Source organism: Streptomyces scabiei 87.22 (assembly GCF_000091305.1).
GTDB classification, from domain to species: Bacteria; Actinomycetota; Actinomycetes; order Streptomycetales; family Streptomycetaceae; genus Streptomyces; species Streptomyces scabiei.
The window spans coordinates 3,689,661-3,716,143 of record NC_013929.1 but is presented as its reverse complement, the minus strand read 5'-3'; the positions used below and the strand labels follow the sequence as shown (position 1 = coordinate 3,716,143).

Below are 26,483 nucleotides of genomic sequence, written 5' to 3'. Positions count from 1 at the left end.
GAACTAGCGGCGCGTGGCGGGACGCGGGGCGTGGGCCTTCACCGGGGACGCAGCGGGAGCGCCCGGGGACGGCGTGCTGCGCGATGCCCGGATAACCGGTGCGGGGTCGAGGGAGGACCAGGCCGCCGGGTGGTCGTTGAAGGCGGTACGCGGGTCGACGGCCCAGTCCACGACCGGGCCGATGTCCTCGTGGAGGAGGCTGATCACCTCGATGCCCTCCTTGTGCAGGATGTACCCCCACTGCATGTCCTGCTCGTCGGCGATCTCGTCGGTGACCGACATGCGCACCGGCGGGGAGCCGTCCGGGGTGATCAGGTGGTCGAGGTGACGGCTGGGCCACTGCTCGCCGCCGGTCAGCGCGGCCACGAGCGAGGGCGGGGCGCCGTCGAGGAGGTCGGTGCCGAGCTCGTCCCAGCCGACGGCGACGTCGTCGATGAGGTGACGCGACATGGCTTCCACGTCGCGTCCGAACTTGTACTGGTAGGCCGCCAGGAGCAGCGGGAGGTGGTGGCTGGGTACGCCGTCGAGCTGGACGTAAATGCCGCTGTACCCCGTTCCGGTGGTGGGGCGGGCGATGAAGGAGCGCGTGGCCAGAGGGTTCTCCAAGGACGTGCAGGCGGGTGGTGGTTGACCCCTGCGGGGTTAGGGGTGGCGGCGCACGGGGTGGGTGCCGCCGTTGCCGGTGGCCCGGCGGTGCTGCTCGCTGACCCCTGGCAACGGGGTGTACGCCGGGGTGGGCTGAGCGTCGGTGAGCGGGGTGGTGACGGCCGCGAGCGCGCGTTGGAGGCTCCGGTGCGCGGCGGTGTGGCCGAGGGCGATGTTCAGTCGGCTCTCGGCTGGTGTGGCGGTGCCGGGCCGGGGAGTATGGCGGTGGAGGTCGGCGAGGCCGGCCACGGTCGTGCTCAGATGGGTGGCCGCCCGGTTGGTGTGAGCGAGGGCCGCAGACAGTTGAGTCAGATACTCGCGTCCCACATTGGTTTGTGCGAGGGGACTGTCTGCGGACTGCCGCAGGTCCGCGACGAGGCCGGTGGACAGGTTGTACACGGTGACCAGCTGATCGAGTACCGGGGCGAGGGCCGTCGGTGCGCTGCCGCTCTGCAGCGGGGCCAGGCCGACGGTGGTCTCCGTGATACGGCGCTGCCAGATGGCCAGGCGGGCGCGGACGAAGGCATCGTGGTGGCTCTGGCTCACCGGCCCATCCCCTTGCGCGGGTTGACCCGGGGAAGGGGCGGGTGGGAGCGCGGTCCTTCGGCGTAGTCCATGACGATGTGGAAGTCGCGATGGCGCAGGTGCTGCACGGCCCTGACCAGCTGATGCCGGGTCTGCGTGGGTGTGAGGGTGTCAGGGAGGTGGCATTCGCCGGTGGCCGGGTCGAGCAGGAAACCACCGCGGAGCAGAGCGCTGTTGGCGCCGATGTAGCCGGAGCGGATGCGCGGACGCCGGTCGGCGTCGAAGGCGACGTGGACCTGGAAGTGGCCGGGGCTGCTGCGCCGGATCGCGGTGGGGGAGGTGAAGAGGTAGTCGTGCAGCAGCCGGCGCTTCAGCAGGGCCGTGGCCCGGACGGGGTCGGCGGGTACGGCGATGCCGCGCGGGGCCCTCAGGCCCTGGACGTGCTGGTGGCCGGTGTTGGCGGGCAGCATCGGCAGCACCAGATACTCGCCCGGCCGGTGAGGGCGGGGCATGACGTACAGCTGCAGCCCCCAGTGGTGGGTGAGCACGCCACGGTAGGCATCGGTGGTCTCGAAGGAGGTGTACGGCAGGGGGCCGCTGTCCCAGATCCGGTTGGCTGCCGGGTCGTCGGCGATGGCTACCGCAGGGCTAGAGGGGCGCCAGCCGGGGAGCCGTTCGGCGAGTGTGTTGGTGAACTCGGTTATGTGCAAGGGCGGTTCCTCGGGCGGTGCGTCGTTGAGGTGGAAGGTGCAGGCGGCGGAGTGGTGAGGATCGGCGCCGTCCAGGTGTCGGCTGCGGTGCGCAGCTGTTTCGACGCACGGGCCAGGTGCGTACGGGCACCGACCATGCGGTCCGCGAGTGCGTCATGCGCGGCGGCGGTCGCCCGGGCCCTAGCGGGGCTCGGCGCCTGGTGGGCGAGGTCGGCCAAGCGGCCGAGGTGGTGGACGGCGGAGCCGAGCGCCGCGAGCGCAGCTGCGGTGGGTTCGGCGGCGCTGGCGATCGTGAGGGCGGTGCGGCGGCTGATGGTCGTGACCCGGTTCGGGTAGCGGGTGGCGGCCCGGTGTCGGAAGGCGTGCTCGCCGGCCAGGTAGCCGAGCAGGCGGGCGAGGTGGCGGACCTCGTCGTCGAGGATCTCGCTCAGCCCCGGATCGGGGGGCGGCGTGAACTGGTCAGGGAGCGGGAGATGGTCGGCGACGGTGTTGAGCCGGTCGGCCACGGAGTGCAGCAGCAATCGCTGGTCGAGGTCGGACAGTGGCATCTCCGAGAGGGGGATCGGCCGGGCTACCGCCGGACTGTGGCCGGCGGGTTCGGCGGCGTCGGCGGCAGATCGGGCGTGGTCGTCGGTGGAAAGGTCGGCTGGGCGGAGCACGGCGTGGCGGCGTGACGGAAGCTGACGCTGATGCCCTAACTGGTGAGCAGCCGCACGGCGGTCTGGATGAGCACGGCGCGGTCGCTGGTGCTGTAGGAGGTGGGCAGGACGAACGCCGACTCGTGCGGGCTGTACTGGAAACGGCAGCCGAACACCATGCGGGCGTCTTCGGGCACCGACCGATACGGTGCGCCCACGACCCCGTCGGGGTACCAGCTCAGCGTGAGGGTGTGGGCGACCTCCGGTGCGGGCAACCGGTGCAGGGGCTCGGGCTGGGTTCGCTCAACCGGTGGTTCTTGGGAGGAGGGAAGCCTTCGTGCTTTCGGAACCACTGCCCAGGCAGGTGCTGGGCGAGGGCGGTGGTGAAGGCGGACAGGTCGGTGAGGGATGCGGGCATGGGTTCCTGAGGCGTTGGGCGGCCTGGTGGTAGCGGGCAGGAGCCGCCGGGAGACCGTGTGTGCGGCGCGGACGGCCTCGGAGGGGACTGCGATCGCGTGCGGGGCGTTGTCGTCGCCGAAGTAGTCGTGGGTGATGCCGTGCAGGGATAGCGCGCCGACGAGGACCTGCCCGCGGTGCAGCGGGCGGTCGATCACGACGAGCTCAAGGCGATCGGGGCGGGTCAGGATCGCGGCGCGGGGAACGCGGAATTGCATCCAGGCGCTGGCCAGAGACGCGTTGTCCCACAGGTCGTCGAAGAAGTCGAGCTGGCTGTCCGGATCGGCGAAGCCGGTTACGTGGGAAGCCCATTCGCCGGGCAGACGGTGACACAGGCCATGGGCGAGGGACTCCAGATCGCTGCCAAAGGTGGCGATGCGGACGGCCTCACGCTGGCAACGGCGGTACTCCCGTTGCTGGTTGTCGCGCCACAGTTCTTCGACGCGCTTGCCCGCAGCGGGAGAACCGGCGTCCGCGAGGATGCGGGGCAGGTGGTATTCCACGCCGATGCCTTGCCGGTCGGCGTCGGCGAGGAACCGCGTGAGGCGGGCCGGAACGTCGTGGTCGTACCTGTCGTGGATCAGGATGGAGCCGAAGACACCGCGTGGGCGCCAGAAGCCGTGCTCGGCCAGGAGCGTGTGGGCTGCCGGGGGAGCGTCGGTGCTGGTGACGGCGATGACACCGACCTGTTCGTGATCGCCGAGGCTGATGGGGGGCATGCGCTCGCCTGCAGGCCCGTCGGCGCCGGGCAACGCGACGCTCGTGCGGGTGGAGTTGGTACCGGACGTTGATGAGAAGGTCAGCTCCTGCGGCCGGTACGGTGTCGGCTGTTCAGCGGGTTCTGGCACGTGGACCTCGTGTTGTCGGGAGGGCGGGGGCTGGATCGGTTCTCGCCGTGAGCGGGTGCTTCTTCAACCTCGTGGCAGCCTCGTGATCAGGCATGCTGCGTCGACCGAGGTCTGCTCGCGCAGGCGGAGCCGATGACGGTGCGCGTGGGGCGGGGAGGGGGTGTGTACCGCCGATGAGGGAGGGGCAGCCATCGAGTTCGTCGAGCCAGCTCAGGAGCTTGGGCAGGTTCTTGTCGGGCCCGAAAGCGAGGTAGGTGCCGTCGGCGCTGTCGCAGCCGAACCACTCGGCTATCCCCAGCCGGATCCGGGAGTTGACGCGGCCCATGTGCACGCCTTTGCTGCGGGCCTTCGCCTCGCGGGCGAGCTGTTCCGCTACGGGGCCGAGTTTCCACTCGGTCGATCCGGCCAGGAACAGGACGTCGAAGTCGTCCCACGGCAGCAGCCCGGGGGCATCGCAGCCGTCCTGGGCCGCGTAGGCCGCGGGCACGCCCAGGTCGCGGATGCGGGCCAGCCACGGCAGGGACTCGGTGAGGGTGCCGGCGGCGTTGAACGGCTGGTCCGGGGCGAGCGCCCACAGGCAGCGATCAGGCCCGTACCGTTCAACGGTCCGGTGCAGCCAGGCGAACCACGCCTGGGCCCCGGGCCAGTAGCGGCCACGTCCGTCGCTGCCGAACTTGGAGTTGTCACAGGCATACAGCGCACCCTCGGGGATCCGGCTGCCTTGCGCGGGGGTGGTCATGCAGCCGATGCGTCCGGCGCTCATCGCAGCCCGTATCTCAGGCCCCGAGGGAGTGCCGAGGTAGCGCACCGTGTATCTCCCTGGAGGCGACGCCGACCGCCGTCCGGGCCACCTGCCGGCCGGGCGGAAGTCCGCGAAGTGGAGCCTGCGGCTGGTGGACCTCGCCATTTCGGGAAGGCGGCACGTTCCTGGTCTTTGAGCCGGGCGAGGGCGCGGTGAGCGTCGGGTGTGCCTGGTTCACCGTGTGCGACCGGGCATGGGGGTGGTCGCCGTCGGTGGCCCCGGGCTCGGGCCCGGCGGGAGACCGGTCCGGGTGGTCCGACGCGCGGGGGCCAGGGCACGCATGCGGTCGACAGCAGTGTGCAGGTCCTCGCCGAGACTGCGCAGGGTGGCCGCGGCGTCCTGAAGGTCGTAGTGGAGATCGAATCCGTCGTCCTGCTCGAATTCCTTGGCCTTTTCCGCGGCTGCTTCGAAGAACTCGCCGAGCCGTTCCAGCAGGCCGCTGGTGGGGTCCAGGATCTGGTGCAGCATGGCGGCGGCATCCGTAGGCGACTCGGTTGCGTTGAGCCGGTCGGTGAGCACGAGGAGCACGTCGCCGTAGACGAAGGTGCGGTCCGCGTTGCCGGAGACGTCCCGGGGTTTGGGGGTGCGGAGCGTCGGCTCAGTCGCGGACACGGTTGTGCGGGCGGTGGGCGAGGAGGGAGTTGGCAGCAGCCCGAGCTGGTCGAGGCGGTGTTCGATCGCCTCGACCAGGGGCTGGGCGCTGCCGCCATGCCGGGTTTCGGGCCGGTCAGGTGCACCGGGTTCGTCGGAGGGCACCGAGTCGTAGAGGACCTCGAACAACGAGGGGTCGTCGGGGTGCTCGCGGGTCGCGATCCAGCCCTCCGGGCTTCCGGGCGGGCGGTCGGAGGGGGGCTCCTGCGGCGGACCGATGATCAGGTAACTGTCGTCGGGGAGCGATACGCGCACGATGTAGGCGCTGAGCCCGAAATCGATGTCGCACTCCAGCCCGCGCTCTCGCAGCGGCGTGGTGATGTGCGCGTGGCGGTGCCACAGCTCCTGCCACCACGGGGTGTCCACGTTGTGATGGTCGGGAAGCGGTGCGAGCGGAGCCGCGCGGTGGGCGTCTGGAGTGCTCTCCTGGTCAGCGGCCACGGTTCCTCCTGGGGGAGGCCGGCGTGCGGTGGGGCGGAGGTATCTGGCGAGCGGGGTCGGCTTCCGGCTTCGGCACCGGACTGAAATCGAGTTCGTACTCGCCGTAGGCGGTGATCAGGCCGTGCTCCATCTGGGCTTCGCGTTCGGCGATCTGTGTCATGAGGTCCTCGTGCTCGGCCTGGCACTGCTGGTAGTCGGCCCAGTCGGCGTCGCTGAAGTGGGCGGGGCGGTTCAGAGGTCTCCTTGAAGGGGTGGGGTCGGCCCGGGGCAGCGGTGGCGGCCGCCCGGTTCGGGCGGCGGCGCCGGGCTCTGGCGGTGGGAAGGCGTGAGGAAGAAGCGGTGGAAGTCGAGGTGGTCGGTGAGTTCCTGGACTGCGTCACCGAGCGCCTGCGACGCGCGCCGCAGACAGGCACGCGCCGTCGCGTGTTCGACGACCATGCGGTTGTCCCGGACGTAGCTGTCGTTCTCTCCGCGCGGCCGGGGCAGTGAGAGCGCGGTCTGCGCGGTCTCGGCGAAGTGCGGTACGGCCTGGCTCGACAGGGTGACCCCGAGGGCGACTCCGCACCGTAGCCGACAGGAACTCAGGACCTCACCTAGACTCATCACTGCACCTCACGCAGCCGGAGAGGCAGCAAAGGCGCTTCAGTTTTCGTGAACTCGGCGTTTTTTCAGTGCATGCGGGCGTCGGTGTCGAAGAGCGCCAGTTCGTGGGGGTGCAGGAGGTGCTGCACGATGAAGCTGCGCCCGGCCACTTTCCACAAGCCTCGGCCCCGGTTGAGGTGGGCGATCGCGTCGGTTTCCACCGAGGTCAGGCCCAGCAGCGCTGCTGCGGCGTGGAGTTGGTCGGTCTCCTGTCGGTAGATGATGCGGGTGGAGCAGTCGGCGAGGAGTCCTTCGGCCAGGGCGCGTCCGCGGGATCCGGCGTCGCCAGCGGTGAGCAGGTCGGACAGTCGGTGGATCACCATCAGGTTGGCGATGCCCAGGCCGCGGCTCAGCTTCCACTGGGACTGCATGCGCTGTAGGAGGCCGGGGTGGCGCATGAGGCGCCATGCTTCGTCGTAGACGATCCAGCGCCGGCCGCCGTTCGGGTCGGACAGCGCGGACTCCATCCATGCCGAGGCGCAGGTCATGGCGAGGACGAGGGCAGTGTCGTCGCCGGATCCGCCTAGGCGGGACAGGTCGATGGTCAGCATCGGCGAGCTGGGGTCGAACGTGACGGTGCTCGGGGCGTCGAACATGCCGACGAGGTCGCCGTGGACGAGGCGGCGCATGGCGTGGGCCAGGTCGCGGGAGGCGTCGCCGAGGCGGCCGGACATGATGCCGCCGGCCGTGTCGAGTTCGGCGGGGTTGTTGAGGGTGGCGGCGATGTCGCCGAGCAGCGGGGTGCGTCCGCTCTCGGCGGCGCGGGTGACGACGGCGTCCAGGGCGACGTCGAGGCCGGTGTGCTCCATCGGCAGCAGGTCCCGCCCGAGCACGGTGCGGGCCAGCGAGCCGAGCAGCAGCAGACGGCGCTTGCGGATCTCACCCGCCCAGTCCGTCTCGGAGACCGACGGTGGTCGCGGCGCCGCGTCCAGGGGATTCAGCTTGCCTGGCAGTCCGGGACCGAGTGCGATCGAGGTGCCGCCCAGCGCCTGTGCCACAGGAGTCCATTCACCCTTGGGGTCGCAGGGGACGTAGACCCGGTATCCGAAGGCGATCGATCGCAGTGCGAAGCTCTTGGCCAACGCGCTCTTGCCCTGCCCGATCACGCCGGCCAACAGCACGTTGGGGTTGGTGAAGCCCTCGACCCTGCCGTACAGCGCGAACGGGTCGAAGACGAAGGACGCTTCAGCGTGGACGTCGCGGCCGATGTAGATGCCCTCGGCGCCGAGGCCGCCTTCGGCGAGAAATGGATAGGCCCCGCTTGCGGTGGCGGTGGTCATGCGGTGGGCGGGCAGCTTGAGCTTGTTGTTGCGGGAGGACGCGGGGCCGGGCCGCCCGGCGGGCGGGAAGAGAGGCGGCGGCATCTGCCGCTCCTCCACGCTGGCGCCGCTGGTATGGGCGGCGGCATTGACGCGGGCTTTCGCGGCGGCCTCGGCGAGCTGCCGTCGGGCGGCCCTGCGGGAGGCGCGGTCGGTGCCGTGCGGGGTGAACAAGGGAGAGGCCGAGGCGCGACGGGCTCGGCGCGCGGGCCGGTGGCTCATAGCAGGGCGGCTTTCACGTGACGGCGGTCTGGACGCGGTGCTGGGGTCAGACGACCGGTGAGGCAGTGAACAGAACCGGGCTGCGGTAGTCCTTGCCGTCACCGCTCCAGTCCAGCTGGATGTAGCCGTCGGCGAGGTAACGGCCGGATCCAGCCGGGTACTTGAGGGTTCCGGTCGAGTAGTAGCCGTTGCCGTAGCTGCTGCTGTGTTCGAGCGCGTACTCAAGCCCGCTGTAGGCGGCGGACTTCACGACCGGGTCCGTACCGCTGACGCTGCGCTTGGTCTGGAGCTGGAACTTGGCCTTGTTGAAGGTGTAGGTGTTGCGGTTCTTGGCCGTGTACGGGCCGTCCCAGTACACGGTGGCGGTGGTGTAGATGGTGCTGCCGGAGCGCATGGCGCAGAGCGTCACCTCGAAGTCCCAGTTGTCGGAGTCGGGGCCGGTGTACGACGGGTCGTCGACGGAGTGGCTGCTGGTCTTGCAGTGGTAGCTGGCGGCGGATGCCGGGGTGGCGGTGGCCAGGGTGGCGGTGCTGGCGAGTGCGGCGAGTATGACGGCAGCGGAGGTGGAGCGCTTCAGGGCGCGCATTGAGGGCCTTTCGGTGGTGGGGGTTACTGGCTGCAGGTGGTGGTGTGGCCGTGCAGCGGGGTGTTGAGGTCGCTCGGGGTGGTCTTGCGGCGGACGACGTGGCCTGCGGCCAGGTGTCGCTGGCAGATGGTCAGGACGGGCGGTCCCTCGGACAGCCGCTCGGGGTGGCAGCCCGTGTTTGTCGGGGTCTCGTCCGCGACGGGCAGGAGATGGAAGGCGTCGTGCACGCCGGCGGCGGCCTGGAACAGCCGGGTGCGCGCGGTGGCGAGGTGTCGTCCGGCGGCGGGGTGCGGGGGCCGGGCGAGGTCGGCGAGGTGGTCGAGCAGGTGATGCAGCGCGGTCAGATGGGCGTGCACGACGTCGAGGTGCACGCGATCCACCGGCGCTGGGGAGGGGGGCGCTGACCGGGCCAGGGCCCGGGTGTGATGGCGGACTCCGGTGCTGGCGGCGCGGAGGTAGGGGTGCGCGTCGAGTTCAGTGGTGCGGGGTTGGGGCAATGAGGGGTCCTAGCCGCCGGGGAGGCGGGGTCAGCGGCCGGTCGTGGACCGGTAGCAGCGGGGCGGGACGGGCGGCGGACGGCGCTGTGGCGGGCGGCCAGTTCCTGGCAGGAGGTGAGCAGGGCGCGCAGTTCGCGTCTCAGCTCGTCGTCGTTGAGGGATGTCAGCGCATGTCCCGGAGTCTGGAAAGGGCGTTACAGAGCGGTGCGGGCGAGGGGCAGGGCGGCGAGGGTGAAGGCCGTCGGCTGCTGGTAGTTGAGGCGGCGCAGGTCGACGCCGGCGGTGACGGCGGCGGTCTCGATCTGCGCGCAGGCCGCGTCGAGGAGGGCATCGGTGTCGGCGGTGACGGTGACCAGGCCGGTCAGGGCGACGTCGGCGTGCCCGGCGATGAGCTGGCGCTCGCGCTGTTTGACGTCGGCGTACTCGACGGAGTCTTCCTCACTGTCGACCTGGCCGCGGCGGGCGCGCTCGTTGGCATCGGCGATGATCGCCGCCTTCTTCCGCTGGACGTCCCGCAGCGCGGACTCGAGCTGCTGCGGCACATATATGAGGGAGAGGCTGCGGCGGACCCCGGCGGTGAACATGATCTGGTGCAGAAACCCGGCTCCCATCTCGGTCCGCGGCCAGTTCTCCACCCAGTACGTGGCGTGGCGGGCGGTGTCGGTGGCGAGCCGGTCGTACTCCTCGACCTGGACGACGGGCCCGGCGGCTGCCGGGTCCGCCTCGGCGCGCCCGGTGTCGGACCACTGCTGGAGCGCGGCAAGGGCCTGCGGGTCGTAGGCGGTGCGGATCACGGCGGCGATCTCCCGGGCGCTCAGCCACCCGGTGACCAGCAGTCCGGCGTTGCGGGCGGCCTGGGCGACGGAGGCGGTGGTCTGCTCCATGACGGTGAACGCGCCCGGCAGCCCTCCACCGGCCTGCGAGATCAGGCGTCTGGCGGCCTTGAGATCGAGGGAGATGGCGAGGTAGGTCTCGTGCGGGGCGGCGGCCGGGCCTGCGGAGGCGACCAGCTCGGAGTAGATCTGCCCGGCGACCGGGGTCTGGGGCTGGCCGTGCTGAGTCCAGTGGCGGACGAGGGTGTCGCCGGAGTCGGGGACCGTGCGCTCCAGGACCTGCACGGTGGCGACGTGCCCGGTGCGGGCGATACCCGCCAGCGCACGCCCCCAGCCGTTCACGTTGTGGTTCTGCGTCGCGGCGTCCAGCAGGGCGAATGCGCGGGATGTGACGCGGGCGACGGCGGTCAGGGTCTGGCGGTGCGGATCGTAAACGGCGGCAGCCCCGTTGGCGGAGTCGCCGGGGGTGACGACCTTGAGCGAGGCGGCGGTGCCGGGCAGGTGAAGGATGCCGTCCTGCCGGGGCCGAGTGAGGGGCCGGGCGAGCCAGAGCATCTGGCCGGTGCGGCGGCGCTGCGCGTAGCGGGCGACGATCGGCGCCCAGTCGATCAGGGAGCGGCCGTGCCGGCGGATCGCGACGAGCGCCCCCGACGCAGCCCACAGCGGGGCCAGGGCGACGGCGCCGAGCAGTCCGGTGGAGATTACCGTCATCAGCAGCAGCGCCAACGTGCACGACACGAGGACGAGTTGGGGCAAGGAGAGGCCGAGGAGGATGCCGCGGCGGGACCGGTGCGGGAACTTCACCGTGACCGGGGCGACGGAGAGATCAGTCAAGGGGCGGCTCCTGGAGGCGCGGGTGGAACCCGGGGGCGGGAGGGAGCGTGCACATCCCACCCCCGGGAGTCGGTCAGGGGATCAGAGGCCGGTCGGTGGCGGCGGTGATGCCGACCCGCTGGACGTGGCGTTCTGTGAGTCGGAGGAGGGGGGTGCGCCCTGCGGCGGCGTCGTGGTCGGCGGAGCGGACTGCCATCCGCCGCCCTGGCCGGACGCGGCGCTCGCGCCGGATCCGCCCGGCCAGGGGCTGCCGCCCACCTGGCCGGTGGTGTCGTCCGACACGCTCGTCGGCCCGGGCTGGACGGCCTTCTCCAGACCGGACTTGACGGCATCGCCGCCGGGCGAGACGCCCGTTCCCCCGCCGCCCTGCGGACCTTCCCTGCCGTCTCCGCCTCCACCGGTCGGGTTGGCGGCGACATCGCCGGGGAAACCGCCCCCGCCAGCGGCGTCGGGCCCCTGCGGTGCGGCGCCTGCTCCGGCTGCAGCGCCACCGGTTCCGGCGGTGGCCGCAGCTGCGGCGGCCTTGCGGGCGGCCTTCTCGGCGTGGGCCTTGGCGATCTGGGCTCCAGCGCCACCGGCCCGGTGGATGGATTCGCCGTCGGTGCCGTCGGCCGCCCAGTGCACGAACTTGAAGACGGCGTACGGGCACAGCAGGACCAGGGTCATGATCACGATGCCGGACATGACGTCGGCCAGAGCGGCGATGCCGTCCTTGGCCTCGGTTTTGCCCATGGCAGCGATACCGAGTACGAAGATCACGGTCATCAGGAGCTTGGAGACCACGAGGGTGGCGGTGGCTTCGATCCAGCCCTTGCGCCAGCGGCGTGCGACCTCCCACCCGCCACCGGCGGAAGCGAAGATGGCCAGGGTGACCATGACGAGGATGCCGACCTTGCGGACCATCATCACGCACCAGTAGAGGAAGGCGCCGAGGGCGGCGCCGAGACCGGTGACGACCGTAACGAGCCAGCCCAGTCCGGACAGGCTGGCGATCTGGTTCACCTTCACGATGCGGCGCACCGCCGATTCGATGTCCAGCTTCGCGGCTTTGAACAGGCCGTCGGAGACGGCGTCGACCACCTCGACGGCAACCGTGGTCAGGGCGATGGCGCAGAAGGCGAACAGAACGCCCGACATGGTGCCGGTGAATGCCTGTGTGAGGGCTTGTCCATCGCGTCTGACGGCGGCCCGGACCAGCTGCGCGCAGAACGTCGCCACCAGCAGAACCAGGCCCAGCGGCAAGAGCATCTCGTAGTTGTCGCGGAACCAGCCGGCGTTCAGATCGACCTTCGTGGTGGTGTTGACCGCCTCGGCCGCCAGATCGGCTGCGGCAGCTGCCAGTTCACCTGCCGACTTCGCCATCCAGTCACCGATGGCCTTGCCGGGGTCCGAGGCGAAATCCACCGCGTCGCCGACGGCGCACAGCTTGTCTGCCAGGGGAAAATCACAGAAACCCACGGGGAGTTACTCCTCCATTCTTGTGTCAGGCGCGGGTCACTGCGTGACGCTCGGAGCGATGGCGGCCAAGGTGCAGTCGTGATTCGGGCGGCACTGCACGGCGAGGGTCACGGCGCGTTCCTCGGCTCCACCACCGCCCTTCTTCCAGGCGATCTGCTGCTTGCCGTTGACGGTGACGACGTAGATGTACGCCTCGGTGATCGCGGACGGGTCGTCGGCCAGCGCCTGCTTGAACGCGGAGGGGTAGTGGCCCTCGGTGACGTGGGCGGTGGCGTGCTGGTCCTGGTCGGCCATCCGCGACCACAGCACCGGATCGGGAACCTGGCCGGAGACCGAGGCCCAGTCGGCGTACCTGGTCTCCGTGGTCATCCAGGCGCGCATACCGGCGAGTTGCTGGTCGCGGCTGGTGTCGCGGGTGTCGTAGGACCACAGCATCTGGGCCGCCGCCTTGGCGTAGGCGACCGGCTCGGCGATCTGCGGAGGCGTGGGCACCGACCCGGATCCGGAGGACGGCTTCGGGGCGGGCTCGGAGGAGGACGGGCTGTGAGCCGGGGCGGGCGCGGCGGCGTCCGGGGCCGGGTGGCCGTCCCTGCCGCCGGTCAGCAGGGCGATGATCCCGGCGATGGCGAGCAGAACGGCGAGGATGGAGGCAACGATCGCGATGCGCCGGTTGGCGGACCAGCCTGCGCCGTACGAGGACAGCGAAAAGGAGGGGAATCGTTTCCGCATCAGCGGACCTGCGACCCGAGGGCTGAGAAGAAGGCGACGATGCCGTTCGCAGCGCCAAGACCGAGGGCGGCGCCCGCGGCCACGACCGCACCCTTCTTGCCGTTGGCCTCGGCCTGGTGACCACCGGTGTGGTGACCCCAGGCCCAAACGCCGAGCGAGACGGCGAGGGCGCCGACGACGGCGATGATCCCGAACAGGTTGATCGAGTTGACGACGTTCTTCAGCACGCTCAGCCCGGGCAACCCGCCGCCCTTGGGCGAGATTCCTGGGTCGTAGGCGAGCTGGATGACGCGGTCTGAGAGAGAGACGGACATAGGGGTGGCGGGGCTCCTTGCATACGCGGGCCAGGCGAGGGCCCGCGGGAAAGAGGGGAAGCGGAGGGGGAGGTGCGCTCGGGGCGCGGAAGTGGCCGCGGCGGCGGCCCGTCCGGAGCGGTGCCGGGGCGGGGCGGCGTCAGATGACGCGGCGGGCGGCGAGAATCGTCCAGTCCTTGATCGGGGTGATCCGGACCGGCTTCGATGTGCGCGGCGCCTCGATCACGAGGCCCTCGCCCATGTACATGCCGACGTGCTCGGGCCGGGCGGCGGTGCCACGGCTGAAGATCAGGTCACCGGGCTCAAGTTGGGCGGTCGGGACCGCCTTACCCTCGTTGACCTGCGTGTAGGTGGTGCGAGTGAGCGTGACGCCGGCATGCGCGTACGCCTGCTGCATCAGGCTGGAGCAGTCGCAGCGGCCCATGGGGTCGGGGCCGTGCGCGTTGGTGCAGGAGCCGCCCCATTGGTAGAGCGTGCCGAGCTGGTGCATCGCCCACTCGATGGCCTTGCGTGCCTTCGGATCGGCGTTTGTGGGGATCGCGTATCCCTTCGGGACGCTCCCTTCGGGGATGCGGCCGAAGCCGGATCCGTCCTGGCCCGGCGCGCAGCCGGTCGTGCCGGTCGACGGTTGCTTGCCCTGGTCCGCGCCCTTGCCGTCCGCGTCATGGCCGCCGGGGAAGGTCTTGGCGATGGCTTCCTGCAGTGCGGTGGCCAGGTTCTCCCACTGCGCGTACGCGTTCGGCAGGCCGGACTTCTGCACGGCTTGGGCGGCCTGGGTGATGGTCATCTGCTGCCAGCCGTTCACCTTGAGCAAGTGCTTGTAGAACTGCTCGCTCGCATAGACCGGGTCGCGGATCTGCTGGGCGCTGCCCCAGCCCTGCGAGGGACGCTGCTGGAACAGGCCGAGGGAATCCCTGTCGCCGTAGCCGAGGTTGCGCAGTCGGCTCTCCTGCATCGCCGTGGCTAGCGCGACGATCCGTCCCTTTTTGGGGACGTCGAGCGAGAGGCCGGTGGCCACGATCGTCGCCGCGTTGGGGACCTGCTCGGCGGGCAGGTCCAGGCCCTTGATGTGGACGTTCTTGCCGGACGCGCCGTCGAGGATCTTGGTGACTTGTTCGGCGACCTTGTCGCTGTCGATGTCGCTCAGGCAGTTGCTGAAGGAGCCGCTGCTCTGCACGGCGTCGGCGGAGGAGGCCAGCATCATGCCGGTGCCGGCGATCAGGATCGGGGAGAGGAAGACGACGCCGATGCCGGCGGCGAGCGCCTTCAACCGGAGCGGACCGCTCGCCGCTCAGCGTTTTCGGGCAGGGGTGGGTAGCGAGACGTCATGAGCGTGTCCTTCGGGGTGCGGTGTCCGGCGTGCCGCGTGCGCGAGGCGTGGTGGAAGGGCGCGGCGGCCGGGGTGGGCGATCGGGACGGGCCGGCGCGGGCGAGTTGCCGCTCGCTCCGCGTGGCCGGGCCGTGAGCTAGGTGTGCCGAGGCAAGGGGGTGCCTCCGTGAGGTGTGGCGGGAAGTAGCCAGCGGCGGTGTGCGCCGGGCGGTTCAAAAACAGTAAGCGCGAATCGGCGGTTGACCAAAAAGTCGGCGTGAAGTATCGGGATCCGGCACCTCGGCAACGCACTTCTTGGTCGTCGGCGCTTTCGCCTCTACAGTTTTTGGACTCCCCCCTCGCCCTCCTCGGTCTGCGGCCCTGGGCTTCTGCATGCCCAATTCCGGCCCGCGAGGACTCCTGCGCGAGGCGGTTGGTTACCTCCGCGACTCCGCACCCGAATAGGGGTTCCTCTTTGCCTTTTTCTCTGCACCAGGGCGACGCCCTCAGCGTTCTCGCCGGCCTTCCGGACGGCTGCGTCGACTCCGTCATCACCGATCCGCCGTACAACTCGGGCGGTAGGACTGCGAAGGAGCGCACGACCCGCTCCGCGAAGCAGAAGTACACCTCTGCCGATTCCAAGAACGACCTCGCCGACTTCACCGGCGAGAACATGGACCAGAGGTCTTACTCGTTCTGGCTGACGCAGATCATGACCGAGGCCCACCGCCTCACCAAGAGCGGCGGGACCGCGCTGCTGTTCACCGACTGGCGCCAACTGCCGACCACGACGGACGCGATCCAGGCGGCCGGCTGGCTGTGGCGTGGGGTGCTGGCCTGGCACAAGCCGCAGGCCAGGCCCCAGCGCGGGAGGTTCACGCAAAACTGCGAGTTCATCGTCTGGGCCAGCAAGGGGCCGATCGACGGCTCCCGGAACCCGGTCTATCTACCGGGTATGTACTCCGCGTCGCAGCCCTCGGGGGCGAAGCGCCAGCACATCACGCAGAAGCCCGTCGAGGTGATGCGCGAGCTGGTCAAGATCAGCCCTGAGGGCGGCACGGTGCTCGACTTCTGTGCCGGCTCCGGCTCCACGGGCGTCGCCGCCCTGCTGGAAGGCCGGGACTTCATCGGCGTGGAGAAGACCGAGCACTACGCGTCGATCGCGGAAGCTCGGCTCACCGAAACGATCCGCGAGACCCTCACTCAGGACGACGTGATTCTCGCCGTCTGAGCCGCGAGCGCGCTTCCCGTCAGGGCGGCCGGCACCCAAGTCGGCAATCCGGCGAAGCGGACTTATAGCTCGCTGGCCGCTCCGCCTCGCCGATTTCGCCCTTCTCTCATTCCGCGTCTCGTAGGAGGCCAACCTTTTCATGCCCGAGCCCATAAAACCTTCTGACGATGGGGAGTTGGAGCCGGTTCGCATTCCCGATCCGCAGTTGGAGGGAATCGAGGCGAGCGTCCGACGGCTCATAGAGCAGTCGGCGCAACAGGCGCAGCAACTCGACCACCTCGCGTCCGCCCCGGAGCCGAGCGGATCGCCGTTCGCCGCGTTCGGCATGCCGGGGCTCGGCGGGCCGCTTGCCGCCGCTTTGCCGGAGCCCCGCCCGATCCTGGAACTCGACGGGGAGGAAAGGGAAGACGAACTCGACGCCTTGTCGGACTGGGTCGACGACTTCTTCCTCCCGGTCTACGGGGCGGAGGTCACCACCGCGGCGCCCTGGTGTCTGCAGTGGCAGGAGCACGACGATGTCGTGGCCTGGCTCCACGCCCTGTGGCTTGCGTACGAGCAGCACAAGGACCCCGAAGCGGGATTGAGCGGCCTGTTCGTGTGGCACCGGGACTTCCTCACCCACGCCGTTGCGGCGATCCGCGCACCGGGCGGGCCGCTGTCGGCGTGCATGACCTCTCCTCACCGGCCCGCGCACCGTCTTCTGCCCGGCCCGCCGCCGTCCGTGCGTATGGAGACGGCGGCGGACCGGGCGGAGGCCGCCGGGCCCGCCGAGCCGGACGAGCCGACGTCATGACCGCGGGAGCGGGACAGCCCGCCTTCGGACTGAGCTTCGACCCCCGCGCGCTGACCGATCTCCTCCAGGCCCCCAGCGATATCCGCGACCTGACCCTCGCCTACCTGCAGGAAGTCGTGAACGCGCAGCGTTTCGGGCTACGCCTCGACGGTGACCTGGTGGGTTATCGAAAGCTGTTCGTGGACTCGCGCAAGGACTGGCGCGTCGTCTACGGCGTCCGCGCGGCGCCCGCGGAGTCCGCGCACCCGAAGGAGATCCATGTCGTCGCGGTCCGGCCGCGTGCGGGCAACGACGTCTACGACGAGGTCGGCCGCCGCCTGGGGATGACCCGTCGGCCGCTGAGCGCCCGCACCCACGCGGCACGCTCCCGCTCCCCGCAGCTGACCAGCCGCACTCCCGTGCCCCGGCCCGGTCCGCCGCCCAGCGCACTGCCGGGTCTGCCCCGTCCCGCACACAACCCCGCGCACCATCACAGCCGCTGAACGCACGGAGCCTCGCCTATGCCCCCTGTGCCCGCGTCGACGCCAGCCCGGCGTGCGGTCTCCCCGCTCGACCATCGCATCGAAGCCGTCACCGGCCACGAGATCGACACCCTGTGGGCCTACCGCGACCGCGGCGTCCTCGACGAGCCGCACGCCCACCTGGTCGACCGGCACCGGGAGTTGGCCAAGGCCCAGACCGGTGTCACCTTCTACCTCCGCCTGCTCAACCGCCTTTCCAGCGGCGAGTTCGATGTCGATGACGCCCTGTTCGCGCGCATCGACCGCACCGTGGACCGGCTGGAGGAGGCCACCGACGCGCGGGACGCCGCTGCCCGGAAGGTGCTCGCCGCCCTGGAGCCCATCGAGGCCGCCGCAGCGGCCTTGGCGCCCGACGCGAAGCCACTCTCGACGGACGACCAGGCGGCGCTGCTCGCCATCGCCGGCGGCGCCAAGCTCTACGAACACCTGCTGACCGGCCGGATGTCCGTCACCGCCGCCTCCGGTACCCGCATCCCTCACGCCAAGGTGCAGCGGCTGGAGGACGCCGGCCTGGTCGTGAGGGATACCGGCCACCCCGTGCACGCCGGCCAGCCGGTCTCACTCACCGACGCCGGACGCGCCGCGCTGTTCGCCGCCCGCCGGACGCCCACGACCCAGGCGCCGAAGGTCCCGGCTCGACCCGGCACATCGCCGTCCACCCCGGCGCAGCGCCGCTGAACTCCATCGAAAGGCCCTTGTTGTCTCCCACCGAACCGGCGCCGGCTCGGAAGTCCATCCCCCAAGTCGACTTCGCATTGGACGACTTCGATGCCGACGAGGAGTTGTACCTCGACTTCTACCGCCAGGTCGCCGTCCGCGAGGACATGCTCGTCCCCCTCGCCGAACACCACACCCCCAACGGCGCGCACAGCTACTACGTCCTCTTCGACCGCACCGCCACTCTCGGGCATCCAGGCATGCCGCAATACGTCGCCGTGCACCTGAAGCGGGACCGGGAGAAGGAGACGTTCGACTTCGAGCAGGCCCTGCTGCCGCTGCCCGCGATGGCGCAGTCCTGGCTCATCCACCGCGGGTGCCCGCAGGACGCCATCGGCCTCGACCCGGAGCTGGGCCCACCGCCAGCGGACGAGGCGACTCGTGCGCTGGAGCGACGCCTCGCGGGCGACGGCGACCACTACGCCATGGGCTACTCCTACACCTGCGACGACCCGAACGACATGGTCACCGTCGTGGCACTGCGCGCCCTGGACGAGCGAGCCCCCAGCCCGTTCCGCGTCGTGGTCGAGGAGGTCGACACCGACGCGTGGACGCACACCTTGCGCGAAGGCGGCTTCGACACGGTGGGCGAGGCCCTGCAGTGGTGCGACGACCGGCTTATCGGCGCGGCCGGTCCTCTCCCACCGGTCCGCCCGGCAGCCGCAGCCAGCCGCCCGGCCGGTGTGGCGAAGGCCCCTGTTCCGCGCCCGCCCGGCCGCTCGCGCTGATCGGCATGGCCGACGCGGGCGGCGAAACATAGCCGACGATCGCCGGTTAGCCAAACCGGCGATTCTCCGGACTCTTATACAGCCGCCGGGACAACTCCCGCGGCGCCATTCCACGCAGCCCCTATGCCTTCACGGAGGTTTCTTCCGCATGCGCTCCACCCGAATTGCCATATCCGCGGCGATGCTCGGAGCAATCGCTCTGCCGATGCTGTCCACTACGCCCGCGAGTGCGGCCCCCGCCGCTGCCTCGACGGCCACGAGCATCACGCCCTGCCCGGACCTCCCGCCGCTGCCGTACAAGGTCCACGCGTCGGCTGTGACCATCCGTTCCAAGGCCACCACGCAGTCCACCGCGGTCGGAGTGCTCTACAAGAGCCACAAGTTCACCGTCCACAAGAAGAGCGGCAACTGGCTCTACACCACGGACAAGTCGACCGGCGTCAAGGGCTGGGTCTCCGGCACGTACGTCTACCGCGACACCCGCATGTGCCTGGACTGACAGGCATTCAGCACATGCCCGTAAGCGACTGAGCCGCCGGGTACGGCCGCCCCTCACATTCCCCCCAGGCACCGGTCTTTCCAGAACAGGAGTTTCCCTTTTGTCCGACGGCATATCCGATGACGCCGAGGACGTCGTGGGCGTGCTCACCGAACGGATCGAAGCGCGCTTCGCCATGGACATGAACCAGTTGAAGGCTGCGGTCGCCGCCGCGCCGACCGCGAACCCTGACGCCACCGACGTCGTCAAGTGGCACGGCCTTCTCGTCCAGGCTCAGTCCGCGCTCGACCGCGCGGAGGACGACCTCCTCGCCGCGCTGGAAGCCCAGCCTAGCGAGGTCGACGACCCGACGATGGGCCTCGCCCACCGCGTGAACGCGGCCGTCGCCGCACGCGACGGCCGGGCCATGGTCGTGCGGTGGCTCCTCGACCCGGACGCTCCGGGCAAGAAGGACCTCGCCGCCGAACGGCTCGCCCGCCTTCGCCCCCGAACCGGGCCTGTGGTGCAGACCAGCGCTCCCCACCGACCCACGGGTACACCCGCGCCGACGTCGGCGTGGCGGGCGGGAAGGCCCGTCCGTTGAGCCGGGTCAAGGCCAGCACCATGGACGGCGACCTGCAGAAGGTCTTCGGGAACCCGGTTCCCGAGCTGTACGAGACGGCTGTCGGCCACGATGCCTCGCCCGCCCTCGCCCGTGCCCTGGAACTGCGCTCCTTCCTGGCTCTGACCGAGGAGCAGGTCGCCCGCGTCCGCGATCGCGTGCACGCGGACATGGATCCGGACCGCGACATGGGCGAGCTGTCGGCGGACAAGCTCCACTTCGACGCGCAGTGGCTGGAGGCGGCGCTGGATGCCCGCGACGGCTACCGCGCCGCCCTCGGCGAGTTGCTGCGCACCATGCCTCCGCCCGACCAGCGGGCCCGGCCTGTCCGCACGACGCAGCTAAGGGCCACCGCAACCCTGCCCCCGTCCGCCACCCCGGCACCCCCGCGTGTCGGGGCGGCTCCAGCAAGCCGACCCTGAAAGCCGCCGCTTGGCCCACCTCACGTCCACCGAGATAGCCGGACGGATCGAGGACCTGTACGGCGCGCCGCTCGCCGACCTCGAAGCCCACGCCCAAGACCAGCCGCCCGGCATGCTCTCCGCCCTGCTCGGCATGCACGACGACCTCGCTCTCGCCGAGCGCAGCATCGACGTCCACCGCGACCACCTCGCCCGGCTCATCCATCCCGAGCGGCAGATCGGCCGGCACGAGGTCTCCCACCTTCTCGACGGCTCCCGCCGGCTCGCCGAAGCCGTCGCAGTCCGCGAGGTCCAGGCCAAGTCGGTCTTGGCCGTTTTGCAGAGCCTGGCCCGCGTCCCGGTGCCAGCGCCGTCTCCGCCGACTCCCTCGCTGCCCGTTCCGGCTCCGCCTCTTCCGGCTCAGAGCACGGCGCACAGCCGCTGACTGCAGGCGATCCCCCTTCATTCACCCAGGAGTTCCTCCCTTGGCCATCACCGCTTTGCCGCCTGACACCGACGCCGATATCACGCGGGTCACCGAGGCCCTCGCCATGATCACCCCGCGCTGGAACGTGAGGATCCTGCTGGCACTCTCCGGCCCGCCCGTCCGTTACAGCGAGCTGGCCGCCAAGGTGTCCTGGCTGCAGAACGGGCAGCTCCATCCCAAGCTCAAGGCGCTGTGCGACGCCGGTCTTGTCGAGCGCACCGAACACACCGCACGGCACGTGACTTACGGCCACACCGAGCGTGGCGTGGCCCTGCTGCCGGTCCTGCCGATGATCGTCACCTGGGCCGAGGAGCATCTGGAGAAGGCGGACCACCTGCTGCCCGCGATCGCGCAGATCGAGGACAGCCTCACCCTGCTTACCCGGCGGCACGCTGCCGCCATCCTGTGGGTACTCAAGACCCGCGAGGAGGTCAGCGGGCGGGCCCTGGCCAGGATCGTGATGCCCCGCAGCGACTGGACCAACGTCTACCCGCCGCTGCGGCAGCTCGTCGCCGACGGCCTGGTTGACACCGAGGGCATCGGCCAGCCCTACCGGCTGTCTGCGGCGGGCGACGGCCTGAGCCCCGTTCTCGGCGCCCTGTCCGCGTGGTCCGCCGGACAACCCCTCAACCAGGCGGCCCACCACCCGGTCTGGGGGCACCCGCAGGCGAAGCCCGCGCCGAGGCCGTGGGTCAGCAGCCAGTCCCGGCCGGCCCCCGCACCCCTCCCGCAGGCCCGGACAGGCGAGTCCTCTCCCGCGTGGCGCAACCGCGACCTCTTCTCCCATCCCACGACCGCCCGCCCGAAGGCGGCCGTCCCGGCCGGAGGTCCGCGCCGATGACCACCCTCTTCACCCCTGCCGAAGTACGCAACGCCGTCGAGCTGCTCGCCTCGCGCTCCTTGATCCGCCTGATCACCGAGATCGACGACAACGGGGCAATACCGCACAGGCGGCTGGCCGGTACCCTCCCCGACCTTTCCGCCCACCAACTGCGCCGCGCTGCCGAAGCGGCCCGCGCCCACGGCCTCGTCCGGACCGCACCCGGCACCGGCTTGGAACTCACCGAGTCGGGCTCGGAGTTGGCCGACCTGTACGACACGGCTGCGCGCTGGGCCCGACGCCACGCCTTCCCGACACCGGTTTGCGAGTTCAGCAGTCGCGTTCGCCACGTCCTCGACCTCCTGGCGCCTTCGCTCGCGACCGAGCGCGCCGACGGCCTCCCGCGGCCGTCCGCCGCGCGCCTGCTCAGCGACGAGGCCGAAGCGGCCCTCGTCCGTCCCCGCACCCTCCTAATTCAGTGGCTGGCCGGCAACCCTCAGATCACCCGGGTGTCCGAGCCCGAGCCGGCCGCGTGAGCGCAGCGGCTGCACCCCGGCATGCACGTCACAGCGCCGGGCTGATGCGCAGCATCTACCTGCCGCGCACGGCGGACGCTCTCGCGTTCGCGATGTGCACCTACGGCATCCCGCTGTTGGTCATGGCCACCACGCGCTCCGCCGTTCTGACGGGTGCCGCGTTCGCCCTGGAGTGGATCCCGCGGCTGGCGGCGTTCGGGTGGGCAGGGTCCGTCGTCGACCGGCGCGGGGCGGCAGTCGTCTTCCATCTTGCCTCCCTAGGGCGCGCGCTGGCCCTCGTCGCCGGCGCGGTCCTGCTCCACTTCCACCCGTCCGGCACCGTGGCGAGCGCAACGGTGATGGTGCTGGCGGCGACGACCGGCGTGCTCACCGAATTCAGTTACATCGCGGCCGAGACCGCAGGCGCTGCCGCCGGCCGACGTGCAGGAAAGCGGGCCCACCGCGTCCAGGCTGCCCTGCTCGACATCGATCAGACCGCGACCCTGGCCGGCCCCGCCCTCGCCGGAGTGCTCCTGCTCGCCGGGCCGCCGACGATGCTCGCGGTGATCACGGTGCTCTCCCTTCTCGCCGCGATGTTCGCCCTGCGTACACCTCCCTCACCCGTTGCCCCGGCCCGCGCGCCGAAGAGACAACCCGGCGCCGGACTCCTCACCGGGTGGCGCACCATCCGCTCTCTTCCGGCACTCGGCTGGCTGGTGACCGGGCTGACTCTGTCCAACCTGGCCACCGGACTCCTGCAAGCGGCCGGTCCGGTAATCGTTGTCAAGCACTTCGGGCAGTCCACCACGGCCGTCGGCCTGGTCTGGTCCGCAGCCGCCGCAGCGACGCTCCTTAGCGTCACGCTCTGCCGCTTCGCGCTCGACCGCCTGGGTTTGTGGCCGGTCGGCGCCGCCTGCGCCGCCCTCGCCTCGCTCGCCTGCTTCGCCGCCGCCCAGGCCCCCGACTACTGGTCCTACCTAGTCCTGGTCGCGGTCCTCATGGCGGCCGACGGCGGCATGACGGTGGTCCTGCGCACTCTGCGCTCCCGTCTGATCCCCGCGGAGAAGTTCGGCAGCACCCTGTCGGCGACGATCCTCGTCCTCCAGCTGCCCTTCCCCGTCGCCGGCGTATTCACCGCGCTCACCCCGCCCGACGCGCTGGGCCACGTCATCACCGTCTGCGCCGGCCTGCAGGCCCTCGGCCTGCTGTACGCGTTCGCCCGCCTGCGCACCGATCCCACCCTGCGCACCTAACCCTGCCGCGCTTTCCCCAGCCTGTGGAGAACCTCATGCCCACCACGATCCTCGGGACGAACCGCGCGAGCGGTCGCACCATCACCGAACAGTTCCACGCCTTCGACGCACACAATCCGCACGTCTACCGCGCTCTGGAACGCATGGCCGCCCGCCGCCTGGCCGCCGGCGCCACACGGGTCAGTTTGAAGGACCTCTTCGAAGACCTGCGCCGCCAACTCCCGTACGGCGTCGCCGGGCTGAACAACAACTTCACCGCCCTCTACGCCCGCCGCCTGATCGACGACCACCCCCACTGGGCCGGCGTGTTCGAGCTGCGCCGCCGCCGCGCAGCCTGAGACACCCCGTTCCCTTCCCTCGCCCTGCCGCCTACCGACTCGGAGAACCCCTTCTTGTCCGCTCGCCCCCTCGTACTCGTCGTCTCTCCGGGCGATGAGGCGGATCGCGGCTACTGCCTTGAGCAGGTGGCCGCCGCGTACGACATCGTCCTGCTGACGGGCGCCGAGCCATCGTGGGAGAAGCCGCACATCGTCGACCACGCCGTCGCCGATCTGCACGACACCACCGCACTGCTCTCCGCCGGCCGGGCTCTGGCGGAACGACACGACCTTGACGGCGTCGTCACCTGGGACGAATGGAACCTCGTCCCCACCGCCCGCCTCGCCCGCGCGCTCGGTCTGACCGCGAACTCCGTCGAGGTGATGCGGGCCTGCCGCAACAAGGCCACCGCCCGCACGTTGTTCGCCCGCCACGGAGTGCCGTCGGCAGCCTCGATGACCGCCCGGACCCTGCGGGAGGCTGAACGGGCGACGAGGACCCTCGGCTTCCCCGCGGTGATCAAGCCCGCCGCAGCGGCCGGCAGCATCGGCGTGATTCGCATCGACCGGCCCGAAGAGCTGCCCGCAGCCTTCGAGTTCGCCTCGGCTGGCGCACACCGCAGCCGCGAGGACAGCGGCGTCCTGGTCGAGGAGTACCTCGACGGACCGGAGGTCTCCGTCGAATGCGTCACCCACCGCGGCACCACCACCGCCGTCGCAGTGACCCGCAAGCGCCTGGGCCCCGCACCCTACTTCGACGAGACCGGCCACACTGTCGACGCCGCCGATCCGCTCCTCGCAACAGTGGCGCCGACCGCCGGCGCTGCCATCGCGGCCCTGGGAATTACGGACGGCGTGCAGCACGTCGAGATGCGCCTGGTCGGCGGCCGGCCCCGGCTCATCGAGGTCAACGCACGCCTGGGCGGCGACATGATCGGCCACCTCGTCCACCTGGCCACCGGCGTCGACCTCGCCCGGGCCGCCGCCGACATCACCTGCGGACAAAGCCCCGACCTGACGCCCACCCGCCACCAGGGGGCGGCGATCCGCTTCATCTACCCCGCCTACTCCGGCACCCTCACCGCCCGCCGCCTGACGGCACACGTCGGGGGAGTGGAGCGCGTGCGCTTTCAGCGACAGGCTGGCGACCCGCTCGTACTGCCACAGGACGGCGGCGATCTGTACACCGCCCGTATCGGCTTCCTGATCACCACCGGGCCGACCGCCGCCGTCGCCGAAGTCCGCGCCCAGGAGGCGTATCGCAGCCTCGACGTTCAGGTTGCCCCGGTCCCGCCGACGGCCCTGACTACCGGGCAGGGCGCCGCGTGAGGCAGATCGCAGCGCCCGAGCTGGTGCACAGCCGCCGCCTGCTGACCGGGTACTTCGCCGGACTGGGTGTGGTGATGGCCGTCTGGGGCGCGCGCATGCCGGCCGTTCAGAACGCCGCCGAGGTGACTACCGCCGGGCTTGCCCTAGTCCTGCTGGCCGCCGCCCTCGGCATGGTCGCCGGACTCCAGGCCGGCGGACGCCTCGCCCGCCCGGCCCGCCTGCCCGTGCTGCTGACCGGCGGTGCCATAGCCCTCGCGGCCTGTCTTGCCGTCCTCGGGCTCTGCTCCAGTCTAGACAGCCTCCTGGCAGCGGCGTTCACCTTCGGCATCGCGCACGGCGTCCTTGACGTCGCAGCCAATGCCGCAGCGGTCCGATGCCAGGACGCCCACGGCCGCCCCATCATGAGCCGGCTGCACGCCAGTTACAGCCTCGGCGCCCTCCTCGGCGCCGCACTCGCCGCCACCACCGCCCACACCTCACACACCGTTTTGTTCGCCGCAGTGGCAGCCGGAGCCGCTGCGGCGGCAAGCGCGACCACGCGACTCACCCGCACCGTCGCCAGCTCCGCACTCGAGGCCGTCCACCACGATGCTGCACCAGGCTCACCCGAGCAGAGGAGGCTGTCCCGGCGCCGATTGTGGCTGCTGGGCGCACTCGCCGCCGCCACGCTGCTGGGCGAAGGAGCCGCTGCCGACTGGGCCTCCGTCCACCTGCATGACCTCGGCGCGATAGCCGCGACCAGCGCCGCGGCGTACGGCTGCTACAGCGCAGCCATGGCCGCAGGCCGTCTCGCCGGAGACCGGCTCACCGCCCGCTTCGGCGCGGACACCGTCGTGCGCACCGGCGCCGCTTTGGCCGCCCTCGGCCTCGCCACCGGACTGACCGGCTCCACCACCGCCTCTGCCCTGCTCGGCTGGACGGCCTTCGGCCTGGGCCTGTCCGTCACCATCCCCAGCCTGATCACCGCCGCCGGCACCGGCGGACCCCGCGCGGTCGCCACCGTCGCGGTCACCGGCTATGTCGGCCTTCTTGCCGGTCCCGCCCTCATCGGCGCCCTCACCACCGTCACCACACTGCCGCACGCGCTGCTGCTGCCCGCCCTCCTCGCCGCAAGCATCGCAGTGCTCGCACCCAAAGCCCTGGAGAAAACGACCCCTTGACCCGCACCTCCGCCTCCCCGAGCGGCGTGGACGCCCTGATCCTCGACTACAACGGCGTCCTCGGCCTCCAGCCCAGCACCGCCATGTGGACCCGTCTCGCCGACCTCGCCGAGTGGCCCGACCAGCATCTCCCCTCGTTTCAGGACGCCTTCTGGGCTCCCCGCAACGCCTACGACGCAGGGGAACTGAGCGATCTCGCCTACTGGGCCAAGGTCCTCGGACACCACCCCGGCCCACGGTGGCTGCGCACCCTGCGAGCCGCCGACACCGCCATGTGGACCCGCACCGACCCGCGCGTCCTCGATGTCCTGCACCGCGCCCGGGCTGCGGAGCTGCCGATGGTCCTGCTCTCCAACGCCCCGGCCCACCTCAGCGACGTCCTGGACGCCACCGTCTGGCGGCGCGAGCTGATGGACCACGCCTTGTACTCCGCCCGCCTGGGCCGGTGCAAGCCCGACCCGGCCGTGTACGAACACGCCCTGGCCGCCACCGGCGTCGCCGAGCCAGCACGCGTGCTGTTCGTCGACGACCGCGAGGACAACTGCCGGGCCGCCGCCCAGCTGGGCCTGCGCACCCTCCACTACACCGGCCAACCCGCCCATCTGGAACGACAGTTGCTGCCCACCCTCGAAGGCAGCACCGCTTCCTGACC

General features: G+C 70.9%; 33 protein-coding genes. 16 read left to right on the top strand and 17 right to left on the bottom strand.

What is annotated here, in order from left to right:
* Positions 1–3: 3 nt before the first annotated feature.
* From SCAB_RS15590 to SCAB_RS15515, 17 genes are all read right to left on the bottom strand, one after another.
* A complete protein-coding gene (locus tag SCAB_RS15590; protein ID WP_046773761.1) occupies positions 4–576 on the bottom strand; it encodes a hypothetical protein in 573 nt (190 codons plus the stop codon).
* Between the two features lie 66 nt (positions 577–642).
* Positions 643–1,191 carry a hypothetical protein gene (locus SCAB_RS15585; protein ID WP_013001045.1) on the bottom strand — a complete coding sequence of 183 codons (549 nt, stop codon included), beginning with the start codon at positions 1,189–1,191 and terminating at the stop codon, positions 643–645.
* Entirely contained in the window at positions 1,188–1,880 is a 693-nt protein-coding gene (locus SCAB_RS15580; RefSeq protein ID WP_013001044.1) for a hypothetical protein, read from the bottom strand. The genes SCAB_RS15585 and SCAB_RS15580 overlap by 4 nt, the downstream gene beginning before the upstream one ends.
* Positions 1,871–2,428, bottom strand: a complete 558-nt coding sequence (locus SCAB_RS15575; RefSeq protein ID WP_013001043.1) for a hypothetical protein — start codon at positions 2,426–2,428, stop codon at positions 1,871–1,873. The genes SCAB_RS15580 and SCAB_RS15575 overlap by 10 nt, the downstream gene beginning before the upstream one ends.
* Positions 2,429–2,574: 146 nt before the next feature.
* The gene (locus SCAB_RS43750; RefSeq protein ID WP_148274205.1) at positions 2,575–3,726 is read right to left on the bottom strand and encodes a hypothetical protein; all 1,152 of its coding nucleotides are present in this window, start codon (positions 3,724–3,726) and stop codon (positions 2,575–2,577) included.
* A gap of 79 nt (positions 3,727–3,805) precedes the next feature.
* On the bottom strand, positions 3,806–4,585 hold the full coding sequence (locus tag SCAB_RS15565) for a hypothetical protein (RefSeq protein WP_013001041.1): 780 nt from the start codon (positions 4,583–4,585) through the stop codon (positions 3,806–3,808).
* Between the two features lie 213 nt (positions 4,586–4,798).
* Entirely contained in the window at positions 4,799–5,716 is a 918-nt protein-coding gene (locus SCAB_RS15560; RefSeq protein WP_013001040.1) for a hypothetical protein, read from the bottom strand.
* Positions 5,706–5,876, bottom strand: a complete 171-nt coding sequence (locus SCAB_RS47295) for a hypothetical protein (RefSeq protein WP_013001039.1) — start codon at positions 5,874–5,876, stop codon at positions 5,706–5,708. The genes SCAB_RS15560 and SCAB_RS47295 overlap by 11 nt, the downstream gene beginning before the upstream one ends.
* Before the next feature lie 71 nt (positions 5,877–5,947).
* Positions 5,948–6,319 (bottom strand): hypothetical protein, encoded by a 372-nt coding sequence (locus SCAB_RS46990; protein ID WP_049875718.1) that lies wholly within the window; start codon positions 6,317–6,319, stop codon positions 5,948–5,950.
* A 65-nt stretch (positions 6,320–6,384) separates the two neighbouring features.
* A complete protein-coding gene (locus tag SCAB_RS15550) occupies positions 6,385–7,899 on the bottom strand; it encodes an ATP-binding protein (RefSeq protein WP_037729840.1) in 1,515 nt (504 codons plus the stop codon).
* A 46-nt stretch (positions 7,900–7,945) separates the two neighbouring features.
* A complete protein-coding gene (locus SCAB_RS15545; RefSeq protein ID WP_013001036.1) occupies positions 7,946–8,485 on the bottom strand; it encodes a hypothetical protein in 540 nt (179 codons plus the stop codon).
* A gap of 23 nt (positions 8,486–8,508) precedes the next feature.
* A complete protein-coding gene (locus tag SCAB_RS15540; RefSeq protein ID WP_013001035.1) occupies positions 8,509–8,982 on the bottom strand; it encodes a DUF6238 family protein in 474 nt (157 codons plus the stop codon).
* Between the two features lie 194 nt (positions 8,983–9,176).
* Entirely contained in the window at positions 9,177–10,649 is a 1,473-nt protein-coding gene (locus SCAB_RS15535) for an SCO6880 family protein (protein ID WP_013001034.1), read from the bottom strand.
* Positions 10,650–10,730: 81 nt separating this feature from the next.
* The gene (locus tag SCAB_RS15530; RefSeq protein ID WP_013001033.1) at positions 10,731–12,107 is read right to left on the bottom strand and encodes an SCO6881 family protein; all 1,377 of its coding nucleotides are present in this window, start codon (positions 12,105–12,107) and stop codon (positions 10,731–10,733) included.
* A 36-nt stretch (positions 12,108–12,143) separates the two neighbouring features.
* Positions 12,144–12,836 (bottom strand): hypothetical protein, encoded by a 693-nt coding sequence (locus SCAB_RS15525; RefSeq protein WP_013001032.1) that lies wholly within the window; start codon positions 12,834–12,836, stop codon positions 12,144–12,146.
* Positions 12,836–13,150: a DUF6112 family protein gene (locus tag SCAB_RS15520; protein WP_013001031.1), complete on the bottom strand. Its 315-nt coding sequence runs from the start codon at positions 13,148–13,150 to the stop codon at positions 12,836–12,838. The genes SCAB_RS15525 and SCAB_RS15520 overlap by 1 nt, the downstream gene beginning before the upstream one ends.
* 139 nt (positions 13,151–13,289) lie before the next feature.
* Positions 13,290–14,420, bottom strand: a complete 1,131-nt coding sequence (locus SCAB_RS15515; RefSeq protein WP_013001030.1) for a C40 family peptidase — start codon at positions 14,418–14,420, stop codon at positions 13,290–13,292.
* Between the two features lie 514 nt (positions 14,421–14,934).
* Here SCAB_RS15515 and SCAB_RS15510 point away from each other — a divergent pair.
* The 16 genes from SCAB_RS15510 to SCAB_RS15435 all read left to right on the top strand — a co-directional run bounded on the left by SCAB_RS15510 (position 14,935) and on the right by SCAB_RS15435 (position 26,481).
* On the top strand, positions 14,935–15,690 hold the full coding sequence (locus SCAB_RS15510) for a DNA-methyltransferase (protein ID WP_013001029.1): 756 nt from the start codon (positions 14,935–14,937) through the stop codon (positions 15,688–15,690).
* Positions 15,691–15,928: 238 nt separating this feature from the next.
* Positions 15,929–16,483 (top strand): DUF4913 domain-containing protein, encoded by a 555-nt coding sequence (locus SCAB_RS15505; RefSeq protein WP_037729910.1) that lies wholly within the window; start codon positions 15,929–15,931, stop codon positions 16,481–16,483.
* Complete coding sequence (locus tag SCAB_RS15500; RefSeq protein ID WP_013001027.1) at positions 16,480–16,965, top strand: hypothetical protein; 486 nt, start codon at positions 16,480–16,482, stop codon at positions 16,963–16,965. The genes SCAB_RS15505 and SCAB_RS15500 overlap by 4 nt, the downstream gene beginning before the upstream one ends.
* Before the next feature lie 18 nt (positions 16,966–16,983).
* Entirely contained in the window at positions 16,984–17,682 is a 699-nt protein-coding gene (locus SCAB_RS15495; protein ID WP_037729838.1) for a helix-turn-helix domain-containing protein, read from the top strand.
* A gap of 17 nt (positions 17,683–17,699) precedes the next feature.
* Entirely contained in the window at positions 17,700–18,449 is a 750-nt protein-coding gene (locus SCAB_RS15490; RefSeq protein ID WP_013001025.1) for a hypothetical protein, read from the top strand.
* Between the two features lie 181 nt (positions 18,450–18,630).
* On the top strand, positions 18,631–18,948 hold the full coding sequence (locus SCAB_RS15485) for an SH3 domain-containing protein (protein ID WP_013001024.1): 318 nt from the start codon (positions 18,631–18,633) through the stop codon (positions 18,946–18,948).
* A gap of 100 nt (positions 18,949–19,048) precedes the next feature.
* Positions 19,049–19,531: a hypothetical protein gene (locus SCAB_RS15480; RefSeq protein WP_013001023.1), complete on the top strand. Its 483-nt coding sequence runs from the start codon at positions 19,049–19,051 to the stop codon at positions 19,529–19,531.
* Positions 19,528–19,971, top strand: coding sequence for a hypothetical protein (locus SCAB_RS15475; RefSeq protein WP_013001022.1), 444 nt, complete (start codon positions 19,528–19,530; stop codon positions 19,969–19,971). Before SCAB_RS15480 ends, SCAB_RS15475 begins: the two co-directional genes overlap by 4 nt.
* Before the next feature lie 10 nt (positions 19,972–19,981).
* Complete coding sequence (locus SCAB_RS15470) at positions 19,982–20,395, top strand: hypothetical protein (RefSeq protein WP_013001021.1); 414 nt, start codon at positions 19,982–19,984, stop codon at positions 20,393–20,395.
* Between the two features lie 40 nt (positions 20,396–20,435).
* On the top strand, positions 20,436–21,278 hold the full coding sequence (locus tag SCAB_RS15465; protein WP_013001020.1) for a winged helix-turn-helix transcriptional regulator: 843 nt from the start codon (positions 20,436–20,438) through the stop codon (positions 21,276–21,278).
* Entirely contained in the window at positions 21,275–21,793 is a 519-nt protein-coding gene (locus SCAB_RS15460; protein ID WP_013001019.1) for a hypothetical protein, read from the top strand. Before SCAB_RS15465 ends, SCAB_RS15460 begins: the two co-directional genes overlap by 4 nt.
* A 44-nt stretch (positions 21,794–21,837) precedes the next feature.
* Positions 21,838–23,025, top strand: a complete 1,188-nt coding sequence (locus tag SCAB_RS15455) for an MFS transporter (RefSeq protein ID WP_196790578.1) — start codon at positions 21,838–21,840, stop codon at positions 23,023–23,025.
* A 35-nt stretch (positions 23,026–23,060) separates the two neighbouring features.
* The gene (locus SCAB_RS15450) at positions 23,061–23,363 is read left to right on the top strand and encodes a hypothetical protein (RefSeq protein WP_037729836.1); all 303 of its coding nucleotides are present in this window, start codon (positions 23,061–23,063) and stop codon (positions 23,361–23,363) included.
* 54 nt (positions 23,364–23,417) lie between these two features.
* Complete coding sequence (locus SCAB_RS15445; protein WP_049875717.1) at positions 23,418–24,671, top strand: ATP-grasp domain-containing protein; 1,254 nt, start codon at positions 23,418–23,420, stop codon at positions 24,669–24,671.
* Entirely contained in the window at positions 24,668–25,831 is a 1,164-nt protein-coding gene (locus SCAB_RS15440) for an MFS transporter (protein WP_013001015.1), read from the top strand. Before SCAB_RS15445 ends, SCAB_RS15440 begins: the two co-directional genes overlap by 4 nt.
* Positions 25,828–26,481, top strand: a complete 654-nt coding sequence (locus SCAB_RS15435; RefSeq protein WP_013001014.1) for an HAD family hydrolase — start codon at positions 25,828–25,830, stop codon at positions 26,479–26,481. Before SCAB_RS15440 ends, SCAB_RS15435 begins: the two co-directional genes overlap by 4 nt.
* The last annotated feature ends 2 nt before the right edge of the window (positions 26,482–26,483 follow it).

Coding starts and splice junctions, on each gene's coding strand:
- SCAB_RS15575 (WP_013001043.1), bottom strand. CDS start 2,428: ATGCCACTGTCCGACCTCGACCAGCGATTGCTGCTGCACTCCGTGGCC.
- SCAB_RS15565 (WP_013001041.1), bottom strand. CDS start 4,585: ATGAGCGCCGGACGCATCGGCTGCATGACCACCCCCGCGCAAGGCAGC.
- SCAB_RS47295 (WP_013001039.1), bottom strand. CDS start 5,876: ATGACACAGATCGCCGAACGCGAAGCCCAGATGGAGCACGGCCTGATC.
- SCAB_RS46990 (WP_049875718.1), bottom strand. CDS start 6,319: ATGAGTCTAGGTGAGGTCCTGAGTTCCTGTCGGCTACGGTGCGGAGTC.
- SCAB_RS15550 (WP_037729840.1), bottom strand. CDS start 7,899: ATGAGCCACCGGCCCGCGCGCCGAGCCCGTCGCGCCTCGGCCTCTCCC.
- SCAB_RS15545 (WP_013001036.1), bottom strand. CDS start 8,485: ATGCGCGCCCTGAAGCGCTCCACCTCCGCTGCCGTCATACTCGCCGCA.
- SCAB_RS15525 (WP_013001032.1), bottom strand. CDS start 12,836: ATGCGGAAACGATTCCCCTCCTTTTCGCTGTCCTCGTACGGCGCAGGC.
- SCAB_RS15520 (WP_013001031.1), bottom strand. CDS start 13,150: ATGTCCGTCTCTCTCTCAGACCGCGTCATCCAGCTCGCCTACGACCCA.
- SCAB_RS15500 (WP_013001027.1), top strand. CDS start 16,480: ATGACCGCGGGAGCGGGACAGCCCGCCTTCGGACTGAGCTTCGACCCC.
- SCAB_RS15495 (WP_037729838.1), top strand. CDS start 16,984: ATGCCCCCTGTGCCCGCGTCGACGCCAGCCCGGCGTGCGGTCTCCCCG.
- SCAB_RS15485 (WP_013001024.1), top strand. CDS start 18,631: ATGCTCGGAGCAATCGCTCTGCCGATGCTGTCCACTACGCCCGCGAGT.
- SCAB_RS15460 (WP_013001019.1), top strand. CDS start 21,275: ATGACCACCCTCTTCACCCCTGCCGAAGTACGCAACGCCGTCGAGCTG.
- SCAB_RS15455 (WP_196790578.1), top strand. CDS start 21,838: ATGCGCAGCATCTACCTGCCGCGCACGGCGGACGCTCTCGCGTTCGCG.
- SCAB_RS15450 (WP_037729836.1), top strand. CDS start 23,061: ATGCCCACCACGATCCTCGGGACGAACCGCGCGAGCGGTCGCACCATC.